Source organism: Embleya sp. L77, from assembly GCF_055557415.1.
The window spans coordinates 1,793,219-1,810,514 of the sequence record NZ_CM145709.1; the positions used below are offsets into that span (position 1 = coordinate 1,793,219).

Here is a 17,296-nt window from a genome sequence, read left to right on the forward strand (position 1 = left end):
GGCGGCCGGCGAGGGTGGGCTGGGATCAGCGGGTTCCGGGTCCGCCGCCGTGCGAGGCGGGCGGCGGCAACCGGCGGCCGAACGGCGAGCGGCCCAGCAGGACGTCGCTCGCGCGCTCGGTGATCCCGCGTCTGCCGGCGCCGGCCGTGGTCGGCGCGGTGGGACCGGCCGCGAGTGCGGCCCGGTAGCGCTCCACGGTACGCACCGCGGTGTTGCGCCAGGTGAACCGCTCCAGCACCCGGGCGCGGCCCGCCTCGGCCAGGCGGGCGCGCAGTTCGGGATCTTCCAGCAGTCGGGTGAGCGCGGCGCGCAGGGCCTCCGGGTCGCCCGGCGGCACCGCGAGGCAGGTCTCCCCGTCCGGACCGGCGACCTCCGGGATCGCCCCGCCCGTGGTCGCCACGAGCGCGGTCCCGCAGGCCATCGCCTCGGCGGCGGGCAGCGAGAAGCCCTCGTAGAGCGAGGGCACACAGGCGATCTCGGCGCTGCGGATCAGGTCGACCAGTTCGTCGTCGCTGAGTCCGGACACGAACCGGATCGCCGAGGTCAGGCCCAGCCGGTCGATCGCGCGCAGCACCGGCCCGTCGCCCTTGGGCCGGCCGACCACCACGAGTTCGACGTGGTCGTGGTCGGCGCGCAGCTTGGCGAGCGCCTCGACCAGGTGGATCAGGCCCTTGAGCGGCACGTCCGCGCTCGCGGTGGTGACGATCCGGCCGGGCACCTTCGCCACCGAGGGATCCGGCGCGAACCGGTCGGTGTCGGCGCCCACCGGGACCACGGTGACCCGGCTCGGCGAGACGCCGAGGTGGTCGATGATCTGGGCCTTGGACGAGCCGGACACGGTCAGCACGTCGCTCAGCCGCGCGGACACCCGCTTCTGCATGGTGGTGAACCCGTACCAGCGGTGCAGTGTGGCCTTGCGCCGCAGCGTGGTGGCCTCGCCGATCTCCAGCGCGCGGTCGACCGTGATCGGGTGGTGGATCGTGGTCACCAGCGGAAACCCGAGTCGGGGCAGCGCGAGTTGGCCGTAGCCCAGCGTCTGGTTGTCGTGCACGATGTCGAACTCACCACGCCGGGCCGCCAGGTGCCGCCACGCGCGCAGCGAGAAGGTGAGCGGCTCGGGGAAGCCCGCGGTCAGCATGCCGCCGACCTCCAGGACGTCGATCCAGTCCCGGTATTCCTTCAGCCGGGGCAGCCGGAACGGGTCCGGGTCGCGGTACAGGTCCAGGCTGGGCAGTGTGGTGAGCTTCACGCCCTCGTCCACGACCGCGTACGGCGGGCCGGAGATCACCTCGACCTCGTGGCCGAGCCGGGTGAGTTCACGGGACAGGTGGCGGACGTAGACTCCCTGTCCGCCGCAGTACGGGTCGCCGCGATACGCCAACAGGGCGATCCGCAAGGGTCGCTCCGGGGAGGTCCGCGCCGGGCCCACCTGGGTATCCACAGCGGTTGCGGTCTCCCGTATCACGAATGGCCCCCTATCGCTGCCCTCGTCGGAGCATAGTAGTCGCGTAATCTAGAACAAGTTTCAGTATCTGCTCGTCGGAGACCAGCCAAGATACCGCCGGGTACCCACTGCGACGAGCACCGCGTGACCCGTAACACACCGGCCGGCGAACCGCCGCGCACCGAGAGGCTGACATGACGACGTATACGAAGGCCGACCGGGCGCCGCTGACCGAGCGGCAGGAGGCGCGCCGCCGGCGGATCCTGCGCGCGACCACCCAACTGGCCGCCCGCGGCGGCTACGAATCGGTCCAGATGCGCGAGGTCGCCGAGCTGTCCGAGGTCGCGCTGGGCACGCTGTACCGCTACTTCCCGTCCAAGGTGCACCTGCTCGTGGCGACCATGTACGACCAGCTGGATCAGCTGCACGCGCAGCTGCGCCGGCGCCCGCCGCGGAGCGCGGGCTCGCGCGAGCGGGTGGTGGACACGCTGCTGCGCGCGTTCAAGGGCATGCAGCGCGAGCCGCACCTGACCGAGGCGATGATGCGCGCGCTCCAGTTCGCGGACCGCTCGGTCGGCGCGGAGGTGGACACGGTCAGCCGGGAGACCACCACGATGATCCTGGAGGCGATCAGCGGCGACGAGCCGGCCGGCGAGCCGACCGCCGAGGATCTCGCGGTGATCCGGGTGATCACCCACACGTGGCACTCGTCGCTGATCGCGTGGCTGAACGGCCGAGCCTCCATCGCCCAGGTCCGCACCGACATCGAAACGGTCTGCCGGCTGATCCCGGAGGACTGAGCCGCCCACACCTGCCCCCGCCGCGCCGCGGTCACCGACACGCACCGGTCCGGCGGGGCGGCGGCCCGACCCGGCGTCGGCGCCGCCTCGGCAACGCCGCCGCCCGCCGGCCTCGCGGATCTAGTCCGGCGGGAACACCGGCTTGCCCGAGGCGATCTCGATGATCGAGATCGCCTCGACCGGGCAGCTCTCAGCCGCCTCCAGGATCGCGTCCGAGGCGTCCATCTCCTCCGCCCTGGGGTGCGACTGCCGACCCGCGTCCAGCTTGAAATCGGTCGGGGCACTGCCGATGCACATGCCCGAACCGATGCAGACGCCCCTGTCGACCTCGACGCGCCAGCGATCACCCATCAGAACACCTCTTCTTCGCTCGGCCTCGCGGGGCCTGGAGCCGCCGGCCCGCCCTGCGGGGCGGGCCGGCGGCGACGGTCAGATCTGCGCGTCGTAGCCCGCGGGCAACGCGATCGACTTGGCCTCGGTGTACGCGCCCAGGCCCTCGATACCGAACTCGCGGCCGATGCCCGAGTTCTTGAAGCCGCCGAACGGGCCGAAGAAGTCCAGGCCGAACGTGTTCACCGAGTAGGTGCCGGTGCGGATCCGGCGGGCGACGTCGATGCCCTTTTCGATGTCGTTGGTCCACACGCTGCCGGACAACCCGAAGTCCGAGTCGTTGGCCAGCGCGATCGCCTGCTCCTCGTCGTCGTAGGGGATCAGCGCGACGACCGGGCCGAAGATCTCCTCCTGCGCGATCCGCATCGCGTTGTCCACGTCGCCGAACAGCGTGGGCTCGACGTACCAGCCCTTCTCCAACGCCTCGGGACGGCCGCCGCCGGCGAGCAGCTTGGCGCCCTCCTCCTGGCCGATCCGGATGTAGTCGAAGGAGCGCTGCTGCTGCCGCTTGGCCACCAGCGGGCCGACCTGGGTGTCGGCCGCCATCGGGTCGCCGACCTTGAGCTCGCCCACCCACGCGGTGAACCGCTCGGCGATCTCGTCGTAGCGGCCGCGCGGCGCCAGGATCCGGGTCTGCGCCACGCACGCCTGGCCGTTGTTCATGTACGAGTTGGGCAGCAGCGTCGTGGCGGTGTGCTCCAGGTCGGCGTCGGGCAGGATGATCGCCGCCGACTTGCCGCCCAGTTCCAGGGTGACCCGGGTGAGGTTGCGCGCGGCGACCTCCATGATGCGCTTGCCCGCGCCGACCGAGCCGGTGAAGGCGACCTTGTCGATGCCGGGGTGGGCCACCAGGTATTCGCTGACCTCGCGGTCGGCGGCGACGATGCTCAGCACGCCGTCGGGCAGGCCCGCCTCACGACAGATCTCGGCCAGGATGTACGAGTCGAGCGGGGTCTCCGGGGACGGCTTGAGCACGATCGTGCAGCCGGCTGCGATCGCCGGCGCCAGCTTGGCGGCGGTGACGAACTGCGGGACGTTCCAGGGCACCACGGCGGCCACCACGCCGACCGCCTCGCGGCGGATCAGCAGCGGGTTGAGCAAGCCGGTCCGCTTCTCCTCCCACTGGTAGTCGCGGGCGATCTTGGCCACCGTGTCGTAGATCATCCCGGCGCCGATGGCCTGCGCGAACAGACCCCAGCCGACCGGCGAGCCGTTCTGCGAGGCGACCACCTCGGCGATCTCCTGCGAACGCGTCATGAAGCCGTCGCGGATCTTCTCCAGGATGGCGATCCGCTCGTCCAACGACATCCGCGGCCACGGGCCCTCTTCGAATGCCTTGCGCGCGGCGGCGACCGCGGCGTCCACGTCCGCGGTCGAGGCGTGCGGAACGCGCGCGATGACCTCTTCGGTGTGGGGCGAGACGACCTCGATCGTGTCCTTGCCAATCGGGTCCACCAGCTGTCCGCCGATGACCAGTTGGCTGTGCTCCACGATATCCGTCATCACGGTCCTCCTCGGTGCGGGCGTGCACACACGCTGCGCGATACAGGGGCTTGCGGGCTATGAGCAGAACTCTGACTGAACGCTGACTAGAACAGATATCAGTTTGCTGCCGAGGGAACAACGCATTCCGGGCTCGAATGAGACTGGAGTCTCATCGGCTGACAGGTAAGGATCGTACGTGCCGGATCTCGATCTGACGACCCCTCAAGTCACCGGCTCGGTGATGTATGAGAGAACGTGTTCTATGGTGATCACCGAAGCCGGGCGGGCATCCGGCGTTCGACTGGCGCCACTTCGAGAACCGTCGAGAAGGAGGCCGCCCGTGACCACCGCACCCGACCGCCCCACCCCACCCGCTCCCCGTGTCGCCGATCTGGGCAACGGCGTGTGGACCGTCCCGGTTCCGATCCCGAACAATCCGCTCGGTTGCACCCTCGTCTACGTACTCGAAACCGACGCGGGGCCGGTCCTGGTCGACTCGGGCTGGGACGACCCGATCTCCTACCGGGCCCTGGTCGACGGCCTGGTCGAGGTCGGCACCTCGATCGAGGACGTGCACGGCGTCCTGGTCACCCATGCGCACCCCGATCACCACGGACTGTCCGAGAAGGTGCGCGAGGTCTCCGGCGCGTGGATCGCGCTGCACGCGGCGGACGCCGAGCAGGTCGAGCAGATCAACCGCGCGCCGCGCGCCGCGTGGTTGCGGCACCACCTGGAGGTGCTCACCCTCGCGGGCGCGCCGCAGGAGGCCCTGGACGCGCTCACCGGCCTGCGCACCGCCGCGGCCGGGAGCAGCCGACCGCGCCTGCGCTACGCGGTGCCCGACCGCGAGTTGGTGCACGGCGAACTCGCCCCCGCGCCCGGCCGCACGGTACGCACGGTGTGGACGCCCGGCCACACACCCGGCCATGTCTGCCTGCACCTGGAGGGCGACGACGGTCGGCTGCTCTCCGGCGACCACCTGCTGCCCTCGATCACGCCGCACATCGGGCTGTACGACGAGGCCGAGGAGGCCGACCCGCTCGGCGACTTCCTGGCCTCCCTGACACGTGTCGCACGGTTGCCGATCACCGGCGTGCTGCCCGCGCACGAGCACGCCTTCACGGACGCTGCGGGCCGGGCCGCGGAGGTGGCCCGGCTGCACGAGGTGCGGCTTGCGGCGCTGCACACCCGGCTGCGCGCGGCATCGCTGACCCTGTGGCAGATCGCCGAGGGCATGGACTGGAACCGGCCGTGGGCGCAGCTGGGCGCGCAGAATCGGCAACTGGCGCTGAGCGAGGCCGCCGCGCACCTGCGCCACCTGGTCAAGCGCGGACGGGCGACCGCCGAGTCCGGCGGCGACCCGGTGCGCTATACGGCCCTGTGACGCTCGGGGCCCGGGGGGCACCCGGGTAGGGTGACGAGAACTCTCGACAGTGGCCCCCACAGTCCGATCCGTGCAGCGCGGTCCGATCCGCACAGCGTTCAGCGAAAGGCCATGCATGCCCTCCCCCCGACGCCGCGGGCGCGCCGCGGCGGCCTCCGTGCTCACGACGGCGCTGTTGTGCTCGGTCTGGACGGGGGGGGTGGCCGGCGCCGCACCGACGCCGCCGCCTCCCGGCGGTGAGCTCGGCCCCGCCGCGGGCAAACCGGCACCGCGCACGACCGTCCCCGTGTCGGTCGTCGCACGCGTCTCCGCCGGCAAGGCGCAGAGCGCCCCGGTGCCGCCCGCGCTGTACGGGAAGAGCGATCCGAGCGCGGACGGGGTGTACCGGCAGTCGCTGGCGGTCCTGGCCTTGGCCTCGACCGACAGCACGCCGGCCCCGAGCGCGATCGAGTGGCTGCTCGGGCAGCAGTGCGCGGACGGCGGCTTCACCGCGTACCGCGCCGATCCCGCGGCGCCGTGCGACGCCGATCGTGAGGACACCGTCGCCACGGCGACCGCGATCGAGGCGCTGCGGGCGCTGCGTACGTACGACACGCGAGTCGCCCGCGGGATCGACTGGCTCCGGTCCAAGCAACTCGCGGACGGCTCGTTCGCGGCCGTACCCGGCCCGAACGCGATCGGCGACCCGACCGCGACGGCGGCCGCGATCAGCGCGATCGTCACGTCCGGCAGCTCGCCGGAACTGCTCAGGTCTCCGCAGGGCCGTACCCCCACCGACGCGCTCAAGGCGACCCAGTTGCGCTGCACCGCGCCGGAGCCGGACCGGGGCGCGTTCGCGGCGGGCCCGGGCGCGCCGGTCGACCCGCTGCTGACCGCGCGCTCGGTGCTCGCGCTCGGATACGGCACCCAACCGGCCGTCCCGGCGCCCTCCATCGCGGTCACGCCCATCGTCTGCCCCGGCGCCGAGCCGAACCGGCAGGCGGCTGCGCAGGGCGGTGCGGCGTGGTTGATCGCCAAGCTGAAGGCCGGTGGCAACCATCTCGGTGGGCCGACCGACTTCGATGCCACCGCGGCGGCGGTCCAGGCGCTGTCGGCGACCGGACACCCGGCCGAGGCGGGCGCGGCGGTCGACTGGCTGGCCGCGGGTGCCAAGACCATGGCGGGCAACGACCCGGTGCGGCTCGCGTCGCTGATCCTGGCGGCCGTGGCGACGAACCGCACGGTCACCACGTTCGGCGGCCTGGACCTGCCGAACCTGCTCGCGGCCACCGGCCCGGCGACGACGCCGACCGCGGACATGACCAACCAGAGCAACCTGATCGACGGCCCGGAGGATCACACGCTGCGGGACACGGTGAGCGCGGTGATCGCGGTGTTGCTGGCCGCCACCCTGATCCTGGGCATGCGGCGCAGCCGCCGCGAGGACTGAGCGCCCGCCCGTTTCGGCTTCCGGTGCCCGGCCTGCTCAGTGCCGGCGGCCCGGCGGCACCGCGTGCGTTTCCAGCCGGCGCGCCTCCTCGTCGGTGAACACCCGGGAGCGGATCAGGAATCGTTTGCCGGTGGGCGCCTCGACCGAGAACCCGCCGCCGCGGCCGGGCACCACGTCCACGGTCAGGTGGGTGTGCCGCCAGTACTCGTACTGCGCGGCGGACATGTAGAACGGCTGGTCCGCGACCCAGCCGAGCAGCACGTCCGCGTCGCCGACCAGGAACTCCCCGCGCGGGTAGCACATCGGTGACGACCCGTCGCAACAACCACCCGACTGGTGGAACAGCAACGGCCCGTGCTCGGCCGCGAGTTCGGCCACGAGGTCGGCGGCGGCCGCAGTGATCGCGACCTTCTCGACGTCGGCCGGGATGCCCGACCCGGCAGGGCCGCCCGGCGTCCGTGCCGGCTCGTCCATCAGAAGAATCCGAGCTTCTTCGCCGAGTAACTGACCAGCATGTTCTTGGTGTTCTGGTAGTGGCCGAGCATCATCCGGTGGTTCTCCCGGCCCATGCCGGAGGCCTTGTAGCCGCCGAACGCCGCGTGCGCGGGATAGGCGTGGTAGCAGTTGGTCCACACCCGGCCGGCCTTGATCTCCCGGCCGAACCGGTACGCCCGCGTCGCGTCCCGGGTCCACACGCCCGCGCCCAGGCCGTACAGCGTGTCGTTGGCGATCCGCAGTGCCTCGGCGTCGTCGCGGAAGGTGGTCACCGAGACCACCGGGCCGAAGATCTCTTCCTGGAAGATCCGCATGTCGTTGGTGCCCTTGAAGATGGTCGGCTCGACGTAGTAACCGTCCTCGAAGCCCTCGACCACCTTGCGGGCGCCGCCGATCAGCACCTCGGCGCCCTCCTGCCGGCCGATGTCCAGGTAGGACAGGATCTTCTCCAACTGGTCGTTGGACGCCTGCGCGCCGACCATGGTCGCCGGATCGAGCGGGTTGCCCTGCACGATCGCCCGGGTGCGCGCCAACGCGCGCTCCATGAAGCGGTCGTGAATCGACTCGTGGATCAGTGCCCGGGACGGACACGTACAGACCTCGCCCTGGTTGAGGGCGAACATCACGAAGCCCTCGACCGCCTTGTCGAAGAAGTCGTCGTCCTCGTCGGCCACGTCGGCGAAGAAGATGTTCGGGCTCTTGCCGCCGAGTTCGACGGTCACCGGGATGATGTTCGCCGACGCGTATTGGAGGATCAGCCGACCGGTGGTGGTCTCGCCGGTGAAGGCGACCTTGGCCACCCGGCTGCTGCTCGCGAGCGGCTTGCCGGCCTCGAAACCGAAGCCGTTGACCACGTTGACCACGCCGGGCGGCAGCAGGTCGGCGATCAGTTCGATCAGCACCAGGATGCTCACCGGCGTCTGCTCGGCGGGCTTGAGCACGACGCAGTTCCCGGCCGCGAGCGCCGGCGCGAGCTTCCAAGTGGCCATCAGCAGCGGGAAGTTCCACGGGATGATCTGCGCGACCACGCCGAGCGGCTCGTGGAAGTGGTAGGCGACGGTGTCCTCGTCGAGCTGCGAGATGGAGCCTTCCTGGGCCCGGATCACTCCGGCGAAGTAGCGGAAGTGGTCCACGGCGAGCGGCAGATCGGCGGCCAGGGTCTCGCGGACCGGCTTGCCGTTCTCCCACGTCTCGGCAACCGCGAGGCGTTCGAGGTTCTGCTCGATGCGATCGGCGATCCGCAGCAGGATCAGCGATCGCTCGGTGACGCTGGTCCGTCCCCACGCGTCGGCCGCGGCGTGTGCGGCGTCCAGCGCGAGTTCGACGTCCTCGGCGGTGGAGCGGGCCACCTCACAGAACGGCTGTCCGGTCACGGGGGTGATGTCCTCGAAGTACCGGCCCTGCACGGGCGGTACCCACTTGCCCCCGATGTAGTTGTCGTACCGGGGTTCGAAGTTGACGATGCTGTCCGGTTGGCCGGGCTGACTGTAGACCACGCGAGCCTCCGCTTCCCTTGCCGTGCGCTGGGCATGACGGACCATCGGCGGCCCCCGTCCGGGCCGTGCCGCGGCTCGGGGCGCCTGCGGCCGACGCTAGTCGCTCGGGCGGCGATGGTCACGGGTTCGCCGGCGCGAAATGCCCGTCCGCAGCCTTCGCCACGAGCCGCGCGCCCGTCGTCCGCCGACCGTCGCTCACCGGGTCGGTGGCTTCGCCGAGTCCTTCCGGCGATACCCCCGCCCGGCGCGGGAGTTGGTCGTCGATTCGGCAGGAATCCATCTGGATGTCACGTGTGACATGTGCAATTGTACTCGTCGTCGTGTTCTCACCGTGGACCGCCGATCGTGGTCCACCCGTGCCCGAAGGGCCGTACATGAGTGCTCACGTACGCCGTAGGAAGTGGTTTGCCACAAGCGTTCCCCTCTTGGCACTGGCTGTTGGAGTACTGCCGATCGCAGTGGCTCCGTCGGCCTCGGCGGGCCCGGCCACGAGTACGAACTCGCGGGTCGGGCAAGCGAACACGGCGACGGCGGCCGATCCGGGCGACGAGGTCGACCGGATCGGCTCACCGCTCTCGCTCGACCCCGACCGCGGTCCGGGTCCGGTCGACGGGAGCAACGCGAAGGCACCCGGCCGGGGTCCGTCCCCGTCCGACCTCCCGCTCGGGCTTCCCGCGCAACTGCGGGCCACGGCCGCCCCGGTGCCCGGCTGCACCCTTGCCGAGTTCTCCGCGCTGTCCCCGCAGGCGCTGGCCGACTTCCTCACCCGTGCCGACGTCGGACCCGACTGCCTGCGCGGCTTCCTGTGGACCTACACCCCCGAGCTGGGCCGGGTGCTGACGCCGGCTCACCTCCAGGCGGTGCTGGCCCGGATCACCGCACTGGCCCCCGGCTACGACGGCACCAACGCGTCGCACATGTACGAACTCTGGTACTTCACGCATGCCGCGCTCTACCTCGACTGGGACAACCCGGCGATCGACCTGCGCGGACCGGCCACGGTGGCCGCGATCAGCGCCGCCGCCGACGCGTTCCGCACCGGACCGCACGCGTTCGACCTCACCCCCACCTCGGGCGCACTGCTGCGCGAAGTGCTGATCAGCGTCGACGTCGACGGCGTGCGCCAACACCAACTCCCTTTGCTGACCCGGATGTTCCGCGACCTGGACGGCAGTACCGCGGCGTGGCAGAACGCGGCCCGACGGGAGGCGGTACTCTCCGCGCAGACCCTGGCCTACCACGGCATTTACAACGCCGACGCGGGCTTCATCGCCGCCGTGCAGGCCGATCCCGCCTACCGCGCCGGGCTCGAGGCGTTCGTCGGCTACCGGCACCTGAACACGCCGAGCACCTCCGGGCTGTTGCGCAACGGCGTGTACGAGTACGGCCGGCTGGGCCGGATCCCGAGCCTGACCGCCGAGACGGTGACCGGACTCGGCACCATGCTCACCGCCACGGAGGGCTGGTACGGCCGCTTCTCGGTGCCGTGGAGCGAGGTCGCCCACTGGCTGGAGACCTACGGTCGGTGCCACGCGGCGGGGGTGTGTCGGGCCGACGTCGAGGCCACGGTCTTCCCCGACACGTACACCTTCGACCAGGGCGACATCGAGGTGCACACGTCCCTCGACCGCGCCACCGTCGAGCAGTTGTATTACGCGTCCAAGCAGGTCAAGGAGCAGTTCTTCCGCACGGTGGGGGTCGATCAGCCGCTCGCGGGCGACCCGAACCACAAGCTGACCGTCCGGCTCTACGCGAGCATGGCCGACTACCACACCTACCAGCCGTTCCTGTACGGCTACGCGACCAACAACGGCGGGTTGTACATCGAGGAGGGCGCGACCTTCTACACGTACCAGCGCGTCGTGCCGCGCGATTCCCTGCTCCAGTTGGAGGAGTTGTTCCGGCACGAGTACACCCACTACCTCAACGGCCGCTATGCGGTGCCCGGTTCGTTCGGCCAGGGACCGTGGTACGCGGAGAACCGGACGACGGCCTTCGACGAGGGCATGGCCGAGTACCTGGCGGGTGCGACCCGCGATCAGGGGGTGAAGCTGCGCAAGTCGCTGGTCACCAAGGTGATCTCGGACGTGCAGAAGTACGGCAGCCGCCCGTCGGTCCGCGAGACGCTGCACTTCAAGTACGACGACGACGGCTACTTCTTCCGCTACTACGCCTACGCCGGATCGTTCTTCTCGATGCTCGGCCGGGACCACCCGGACCTGCTCGCCGAGATGTACACGCACCTGCGCGACAATGACGTGGCCGGCTACGACGCCTTCCTGAACCGGGTGAGCGGGCCGACCTTCCAGGCCGAGTTCGACGCCTACCTCGACCGGCAGATCGCCGACGTGAACAACCTGATCGTGCCGGTGGCGACGTACACCCCGACCGGGCAGCTCTCGGCGACCGGGCCGGACCACGTGCGCCGGGTCTTCCGCCGGGCCACCGGCAACGACCCGACGTCGTGCACCGCGACCCGCGAAGCGCTGCCGCGCTTCACCTGCAAGGGCTCGATCACCGCGAACATCGGCTCGACCGACCCCGGCCGGATGCACACCGACATGGCGGCCACGGTCGACTACTTCATCCTCACCCGCGCCGGCGCGGCGCTCGACAACCTCGCCGACATGAACTGCCACTTCGCCCCGCCCGTGCCCTGGTCCAACGGCCGCGCCGCCACCTCCACCTACTCCTGCGAGGGCCCCCTCCGCCCATAACCCCCCGAACGACGGCCCCCGAGCGCTGCCCACCCCGCGCCCGGGGGCCGTCCCGATGCCGCGCCCGGCCCGCCGGACCGGCCGGGTCCTCCCCATCGGGCACACTGGTCCCATGTCTGTGGTGAAGATCAACGCGCTGACCGTGCCCGCCGAGATGCGGGAGACCCTGGAGCAGCGATTCGCGTCGCGCGGCGGGATGGTGGACTCGCAGGACGGCTTCGAGTGGTTCGAGCTGCTGCGCCCGGTGGCGGGGACCGATCAGTACCTCGTGTACACCCGCTGGCGCAGCGAGGCCGACTTCCAGGCGTGGATGGACGGAAACATGAAGGCCGCCCACGCACAGGGCGACGGCGCCGAGCGGCCGAAGCCGGCGTCCACCGACTCGGCCCTGTGGTCCTTCGAGGTCGTCCAGAGCACCGGCCCGAAGGCGTGACATCCGACTAACCTGAGTACCATGCCTCGCTACGACTACCGCTGCCGCGCCTGCGGACTCACCTTCGAACTCAACCGCCCGATGTCCGCGGCAAACGACCCGGCCACCTGCCCCCAGGGCCACGCCGACACCACAAAGCTGCTCTCCACAGTCGCGGTAACCGGCGCCGCCACCACCCCCCGCCCCTCCACCGGCGGAGGCGGTGGCGGAGGCTGTTGCGGCGGCGGCTGCTGCAACTGACCCCACAAACCAGCAGGCCCTCAGCCCGGCCGGCGCATGAGGCCACCCAGCCCGGCCGGCGCATGAGGCCAACGCCCGCTACGCGGCCAGGGGCGCCGGCACCTCCTTGTCGCACTCCCAGTGCGCAAGCGCCGACCGATCCAACAACACCACCCCGGCGGAAGCCGCAAGTGCCGCCGCCTTGGCCGAGAAGCACCCGGCCGTCGTCGCGAGCAACAACGCCCCCGACCGGCCCGCCTCCGCATCCGTGTCGACGGCGAGCGCGCTCACGAAGTCCTCGACCACGCCGCCCGCCACCGGCCCGGGCCCCTCCGCGCTGCGACACCGCAGCACCGCCGGCGTCCCGTCGCCACGCCTGGCGTGGATGTCCACCGCGTACGCGTCCTCGACGACCCGCACCGTCTCCACCTCGGCCAGCCCGTCCCGCTCGCACAGCTCCGCCAGGTGCTCGGCCAGCCGGGCCGGGTCCATCCGGTCCAGCCGCGCCTTCGCGTCCCGCAGCGCGGTGTCGTCGCAGTGTTCGGTCCACTCGTCGGCCCGCGGCCGGTATCCGGCCAGCCAGATCGCCGAGGCCAGCCCCGCCGCGGCGCAGATGTAGACGACCATCAAGCCGTCGGACTGGTTCACCCGGATGCCCTCCAGGACGAACCAGATGCCGACGGCGAGGAGTTCGAGCCCGGCGACCAGGATCGCCAGATTGAGGTAGGCCCTCGTCGTCGTACGTGCCATGTCCGTCGTCCCCCCGGTGACGCGTTGGCCGGTCGTACACGTGGTCGTTCTCATGGTCGTGCTCGTCATCGTGCTCGTGGTCGTACTGGTGTCGTTCACGCCGTCCCGATCCGATCGACGCGACCGACTCGGCCGGCCACACATCTCGTTCCCCTGCTGTCCCGACGTTCGGGACACCTGCCCGGTTCCCGAACAGAACAACAACCGGACACCCTACGAAATGCCGCTCACGCACCATCCGGCAGGTTGGTCCAACCGCGACCGTCCGCCTTGCCGTACCAACCGCTCGCGGCGGTCGTACCGCCGTCCACCGGAATCAATTGGCCCGTCACATATGACGATGCGGCACTCGCCAGGAAGAGCACAACCTTCGCGTAGTCGTCGGGTTCGCCGAATCGCGCCATCGGCACCCACGAACCGATCAGCGCGGGGTCACGATCACGCAATTTGGCCTCGTACGTCGTCTGCGGCGTGTTCGCCATGTCCGGTGCGATCGCGTTGACCCGGACCCCCTTGCGCGCCACGTCCACCGCGAGACTCCTGGTGAACGCGATGATCGCCGCGTTGTAGGCGGAGTAGACCGGGCAACCCGGGATGCCACGCAGCGCCTCGACGGTGGACACGTTCACGATGCTGCCGGAGCCACGCTCGACCATCTGCGGCAACACCGCGTGCGTGACGCGCAACACATGCTCGAAGTTGATCGCGTGCAGCGCCTGCCACTCCTCCTCCGTGCTGCGCAGGAAGGTGGTCGAGGGCCGATAGTCGCCGACGTTGTTCACGAGTACATCCGCGCCGCCCGCCGCGAGCGCGGCGTCGCGCAGCCGGGCCACGGTGGCCGACTCGCGGATGTCGCCGAGCACCACCTCCACCCGCCCGCCGGCCGCCTCGATGTCCACCCGGGCCTGCTCGGCCCAGTCCGCGTCGATGTCGTTCAGCAGCACCAGCGCACCCGCACGGGCCAGCAGCCGAGAGACCCCGCCGCCGATGCCCGCGCCGCCTCCGGTGACGACCGCGACCTGACCGGCGAGGGGTTCGGGATCGAGCATGGTGGTGCCTCCTCGGCGAATGTGACGATGCGTCAGATCTGCGCATGCTCCCCCAGGTCGCTCGCGAGGTCAACGGCGCAACGGGGAATGAACGATCACCCGGGTCGAGCCGTTGGGCGGCGCCGCCCCGGATCGCGACCCACCCCGTTATGCGTTCGAATGGATACGAGAGAGTGTCCGGTCGGCATTGGCCGACCTCACACCGATTCGAGGGGATCACATGGACATCGCGGTCGAGGACGTTCCCGCACAGAACCGCTTCGAGGCCCGGGTCGACGGCGACCTGGCCGGCTTCGCCGAGTACATGCTCACCGACACCCTGATCGTGTTCACCCACACCGAGGTGGACACGAGGTTCGAGGGCAAGGGCGTCGGCGGTGCACTCGTCCGCGGAGCGCTCGATCGGGTGCGCGTCGGCGAGCGCAAGGTCCTGCCGTTGTGCCCGTTCGTCAAGGCGTGGATCGGCAAGCACCCCGACTACTTCGACCTCGTCTACGACGCCCCGCCGAGCAAGGTCACGGACTGACCCGACGAACGGTCCCGGCCCGACCGGGCCCGAACCGAGTCGTGGACGACAGGACGACCCCGGTCGGCCGACGTCCGGGACGACCGGGACCGCCCGATCGGACACGCGACCCGCGGACCCGGCACCGCCCCGGACTCGGCCCGCCCGCCGCCGGGGCCATGATGTCCGGATGACCTCGCTCCTGTTCGTGTGCACCGGCAACGCCACCCGCTCGGTGATCGCGGGCGAGCTGACCCGGGTCGCCCGGCCCGAATGGTCCGTGGCCACCGCCGGCACCTTCGTGGTCGAGGGCCTGCCGATCAGTTGGCGCACCCGCAGCGCCCTGACGGAGCTCGGCCTCCGGGCGCCCGGACACCGCAGCACCCAGCTCACCGACGCACACGTGGCCGCCGCCGACCTGGTGGTCGTCCAGGAATACCAGCATGTCCGGTACATCCGCCGACACCACCCGCACGGCGCGGCCCGCACCGCGACGCTCAAACGCCTGGTCCGCGACCTGCCCGCCGCCGGCCCGACCGACGAACCCCTGGCCCGCCGGCTCGCCGGGCTCGATCTCGGATCGGTCGAGCTCGAACCGGACTGGGAGGACGTGCTCGACCCGGGCGGCGGCGAGGTCGCCGATTTCGTCGCGTGTGCGCACGAACTGGCCGCGCTGATGCACGATCTGCTCCCTCGGTTGGGCGCCCGCGTGGCCTCACCGTAGGCTCGACTCCCGTGAACAGCCTGCGCATGATCGACACCTGGCCCGTCGGGAAGGCCGCCGCCGCCGTGATCACCCGGGACGGGGTGATCAAGGGCGAGCACGGCCCGGTGGACGAGCCGTTCCGACTCGCCTCGGTGACCAAGTTGCTCACCGCGTACGCGGCGCTCGCCGCGATCGAGGAGGGCGCGATCGAACCCGGGGACGCGGCGGGACCACCCGGATCCACGATCCGCCACCTCCAGGCGCACACCTCGGGTCTGGCCTTCGACGAGGACCGCGTCCTCGCCGCCCCCGGTCGCAAGCGGATCTACTCGAACACCGGCTTCAACCTGCTCGGGGCCACCATCGAGAAGGCGTGCGACATCCCCTTCGGCGAGTACGTCCGCCAGGCGGTCTTCGCGCCGCTGGGCATGACCGAGACCACGATCGGCGACTCCCCCGCGGCCGGCGGCGTGTCCACCGTGCGCGACCTGAGCCGATTCGCGGCCGAACTGCTCGCACCGCGCCTGCTCGCACCGGAGACCGTGGCCGAGGCCACCAGGGTGGTCTTCCCCGGCCTGGACGGCGTACTGCCGGGCTACGGCTCCCGGCGGCCCAACGACTGGGGGCTGGGCTTCGAGATCCGCGGCACCAAATCGCCGCACTGGACCGGGACCACCAACTCGCCCGCGACATACGGCCACTTCGGCGCGTGCGGCACGTTCCTGTGGGTGGACCCGGAGCTGGACGCGGCCTGCGTGTGCCTGACCGACCGCGAGTTCGGCCCCTGGGCCGCCGAGGTGTGGCCGGTGCTGAACGACGCGGTGGTCGCCGAACTGCGCTGATCCGCGAATGCGGCCAACCGGGCGGCCCGGAGCGGCAGTTCGGTCCGGGCTCTCCCGGTTCGCCGAGGGCGAGACCGAGAGCGAGAGCGAGGGTGCCCGAGAGCACGCCCGCTGAGCGATTCGGGCGCGGGCCCATCCATGCCGACGGCTCCCGCCGACCGTGCGACGGGAGCCGATGCACCACGACCGACCGCGACCGGACAGCACTCGGTCGCGGCCCGATCACTCCTCGGGTTCGATGATCTGGTAGTCCAGCTCACCGATCGAATGCGCCAGTTCGGCCGGCGTGTACACGGCGCCGTCGTACACGAACGCGGGCTCGATCGCGGTCTCGGTCAGCCCCTCGGCGCTGGTGTCGAGCACGACGATGGCCCAGCCGATGACGGGGCACAAAACGGCCTCTTCGCCGGCCTTGGTCACCTCGACGTCCCAGCCGGGTTCGGCCGGGGCGAGACTGACGACGCTGCGGCGGGTGTAGCGCATGGCGGGACTCCTCGGCTGCACGGTAACCGGCGTTCGGCACCGGTCCGAACAAGCCTATGGTGCGGGTGTGACGGTTGGGATCACGGGGCGTACACAGTCGAATCGCCGGCGGTCCCGGACCACCCGGCCTCGCCGTGTGCCGCGCTCCGGGAGTCGCTCGGACGGGCCGGGGAAGGAGTCCAGGAATGCCCGCGACCCCGCACCTGTTGTCAGGCACGTAGACACGGACAGACAGCACGGGGCACGAACGTTTGGGAGGACGCATGGCCACGGTCGCACTGACCAAGGAGAACTTCGAAGAGGTCGTATCCGGCGACGGGCTGACCGTGCTCGACTTCTGGGCATCGTGGTGCGGACCCTGCCGGTCCTTCGCACCGACCTTCGAAAAGGTCTCGGAGGCGACCCCCGACGTGGTGTTCGCCAAGGTGGACACCGAGGCGGAAACCGATCTCGCGCAGGCGTTCTCGATCCAATCCATCCCGACCGTGATGCTCGTCCGGGACGGCGTCGTGGTGTTCTCGCAGCCGGGCGCGCTCCCGGAGGCCGCACTCGTCGACCTGATCAAGCAGGCGCAGGGGCTGGACATGGACGAGGTCAAGCGCAAGATCGCCGCCCAGGGCTGAGCACTTGCGCTCCGCGCAGGACTGAGCATGTAGGCCCCGGGTGGGC

General features: G+C 70.9%; 18 protein-coding genes. 10 read left to right on the forward strand and 8 right to left on the reverse strand.

Features of this window, described 5'->3' with window-relative positions; genetic code table 11:
* Nucleotides 1-25 precede the first annotated feature (25 nt).
* Nucleotides 26-1,441, reverse strand: a complete 1,416-nt coding sequence (locus ACZOOI_RS07230) for a glycosyltransferase family 4 protein (protein WP_465279966.1) — start codon at nucleotides 1,439-1,441, stop codon at nucleotides 26-28.
* A gap of 197 nt (nucleotides 1,442-1,638) precedes the next feature.
* Here ACZOOI_RS07230 and ACZOOI_RS07235 point away from each other — a divergent pair, with 197 nt between their 5' ends.
* Nucleotides 1,639-2,244 carry a TetR family transcriptional regulator gene (locus ACZOOI_RS07235; RefSeq protein ID WP_020554687.1) on the forward strand — a complete coding sequence of 202 codons (606 nt, stop codon included), beginning with the start codon at nucleotides 1,639-1,641 and terminating at the stop codon, nucleotides 2,242-2,244.
* Nucleotides 2,245-2,364: 120 nt separating this feature from the next.
* Here ACZOOI_RS07235 and ACZOOI_RS07240 read toward each other — a convergent pair whose 3' ends face one another.
* Both ACZOOI_RS07240 and ACZOOI_RS07245 read right to left on the reverse strand, forming a co-directional pair.
* Nucleotides 2,365-2,595: a ferredoxin gene (locus ACZOOI_RS07240; protein ID WP_396011420.1), complete on the reverse strand. Its 231-nt coding sequence runs from the start codon at nucleotides 2,593-2,595 to the stop codon at nucleotides 2,365-2,367.
* A 78-nt stretch (nucleotides 2,596-2,673) separates the two neighbouring features.
* On the reverse strand, nucleotides 2,674-4,137 hold the full coding sequence (locus tag ACZOOI_RS07245) for an aldehyde dehydrogenase (protein WP_465279967.1): 1,464 nt from the start codon (nucleotides 4,135-4,137) through the stop codon (nucleotides 2,674-2,676).
* A 322-nt stretch (nucleotides 4,138-4,459) separates the two neighbouring features.
* Between ACZOOI_RS07245 and ACZOOI_RS07250 the strand changes: the two genes are divergently transcribed.
* The gene (locus ACZOOI_RS07250; RefSeq protein WP_465279968.1) at nucleotides 4,460-5,503 is read left to right on the forward strand and encodes an MBL fold metallo-hydrolase; all 1,044 of its coding nucleotides are present in this window, start codon (nucleotides 4,460-4,462) and stop codon (nucleotides 5,501-5,503) included.
* 286 nt (nucleotides 5,504-5,789) lie between these two features.
* A complete protein-coding gene (locus ACZOOI_RS07255; RefSeq protein WP_465279969.1) occupies nucleotides 5,790-6,932 on the forward strand; it encodes a prenyltransferase/squalene oxidase repeat-containing protein in 1,143 nt (380 codons plus the stop codon).
* Nucleotides 6,933-6,968: 36 nt separating this feature from the next.
* Here the strand turns inward: ACZOOI_RS07255 and ACZOOI_RS07260 are convergent, their stop codons facing one another.
* Nucleotides 6,969-7,406, reverse strand: a complete 438-nt coding sequence (locus ACZOOI_RS07260; RefSeq protein ID WP_465279970.1) for a DUF779 domain-containing protein — start codon at nucleotides 7,404-7,406, stop codon at nucleotides 6,969-6,971.
* Entirely contained in the window at nucleotides 7,406-8,923 is a 1,518-nt protein-coding gene (adh, locus tag ACZOOI_RS07265; protein ID WP_465279971.1) for an aldehyde dehydrogenase, read from the reverse strand. Before adh ends, ACZOOI_RS07260 begins: the two co-directional genes overlap by 1 nt.
* A 425-nt stretch (nucleotides 8,924-9,348) precedes the next feature.
* Here adh and ACZOOI_RS07270 point away from each other — a divergent pair, with 425 nt between their 5' ends.
* From ACZOOI_RS07270 to ACZOOI_RS07280, 3 genes are all read left to right on the forward strand, one after another.
* The gene (locus tag ACZOOI_RS07270) at nucleotides 9,349-11,640 is read left to right on the forward strand and encodes a collagenase (protein ID WP_465279972.1); all 2,292 of its coding nucleotides are present in this window, start codon (nucleotides 9,349-9,351) and stop codon (nucleotides 11,638-11,640) included.
* Nucleotides 11,641-11,752: 112 nt separating this feature from the next.
* A complete protein-coding gene (locus ACZOOI_RS07275; RefSeq protein ID WP_465279973.1) occupies nucleotides 11,753-12,073 on the forward strand; it encodes an antibiotic biosynthesis monooxygenase family protein in 321 nt (106 codons plus the stop codon).
* A gap of 21 nt (nucleotides 12,074-12,094) precedes the next feature.
* Complete coding sequence (locus tag ACZOOI_RS07280) at nucleotides 12,095-12,313, forward strand: FmdB family zinc ribbon protein (RefSeq protein ID WP_465279974.1); 219 nt, start codon at nucleotides 12,095-12,097, stop codon at nucleotides 12,311-12,313.
* 78 nt (nucleotides 12,314-12,391) lie between these two features.
* Here ACZOOI_RS07280 and ACZOOI_RS07285 read toward each other — a convergent pair whose 3' ends face one another.
* The gene (locus ACZOOI_RS07285) at nucleotides 12,392-13,042 is read right to left on the reverse strand and encodes a restriction endonuclease (protein WP_465279975.1); all 651 of its coding nucleotides are present in this window, start codon (nucleotides 13,040-13,042) and stop codon (nucleotides 12,392-12,394) included.
* 227 nt (nucleotides 13,043-13,269) lie between these two features.
* A complete protein-coding gene (locus ACZOOI_RS07290; RefSeq protein WP_465279976.1) occupies nucleotides 13,270-14,091 on the reverse strand; it encodes an SDR family NAD(P)-dependent oxidoreductase in 822 nt (273 codons plus the stop codon).
* 220 nt (nucleotides 14,092-14,311) lie between these two features.
* Here ACZOOI_RS07290 and ACZOOI_RS07295 point away from each other — a divergent pair, with 220 nt between their 5' ends.
* The 3 genes from ACZOOI_RS07295 to ACZOOI_RS07305 all read left to right on the forward strand — a co-directional run bounded on the left by ACZOOI_RS07295 (nucleotide 14,312) and on the right by ACZOOI_RS07305 (nucleotide 16,144).
* Nucleotides 14,312-14,617, forward strand: a complete 306-nt coding sequence (locus ACZOOI_RS07295; protein WP_465279977.1) for a GNAT family N-acetyltransferase — start codon at nucleotides 14,312-14,314, stop codon at nucleotides 14,615-14,617.
* Between the two features lie 169 nt (nucleotides 14,618-14,786).
* On the forward strand, nucleotides 14,787-15,320 hold the full coding sequence (locus tag ACZOOI_RS07300) for an arsenate reductase/protein-tyrosine-phosphatase family protein (protein WP_465279978.1): 534 nt from the start codon (nucleotides 14,787-14,789) through the stop codon (nucleotides 15,318-15,320).
* An 11-nt stretch (nucleotides 15,321-15,331) separates the two neighbouring features.
* Nucleotides 15,332-16,144 (forward strand): serine hydrolase domain-containing protein, encoded by an 813-nt coding sequence (locus ACZOOI_RS07305; protein WP_465279979.1) that lies wholly within the window; start codon nucleotides 15,332-15,334, stop codon nucleotides 16,142-16,144.
* Nucleotides 16,145-16,366: 222 nt separating this feature from the next.
* Here the strand turns inward: ACZOOI_RS07305 and ACZOOI_RS07310 are convergent, their stop codons facing one another.
* Nucleotides 16,367-16,627 carry a hypothetical protein gene (locus ACZOOI_RS07310; protein ID WP_020554669.1) on the reverse strand — a complete coding sequence of 87 codons (261 nt, stop codon included), beginning with the start codon at nucleotides 16,625-16,627 and terminating at the stop codon, nucleotides 16,367-16,369.
* 251 nt (nucleotides 16,628-16,878) lie between these two features.
* Here ACZOOI_RS07310 and trxA point away from each other — a divergent pair, with 251 nt between their 5' ends.
* A complete protein-coding gene (trxA, locus tag ACZOOI_RS07315) occupies nucleotides 16,879-17,250 on the forward strand; it encodes a thioredoxin (protein ID WP_360310316.1) in 372 nt (123 codons plus the stop codon).
* The last annotated feature ends 46 nt before the right edge of the window (nucleotides 17,251-17,296 follow it).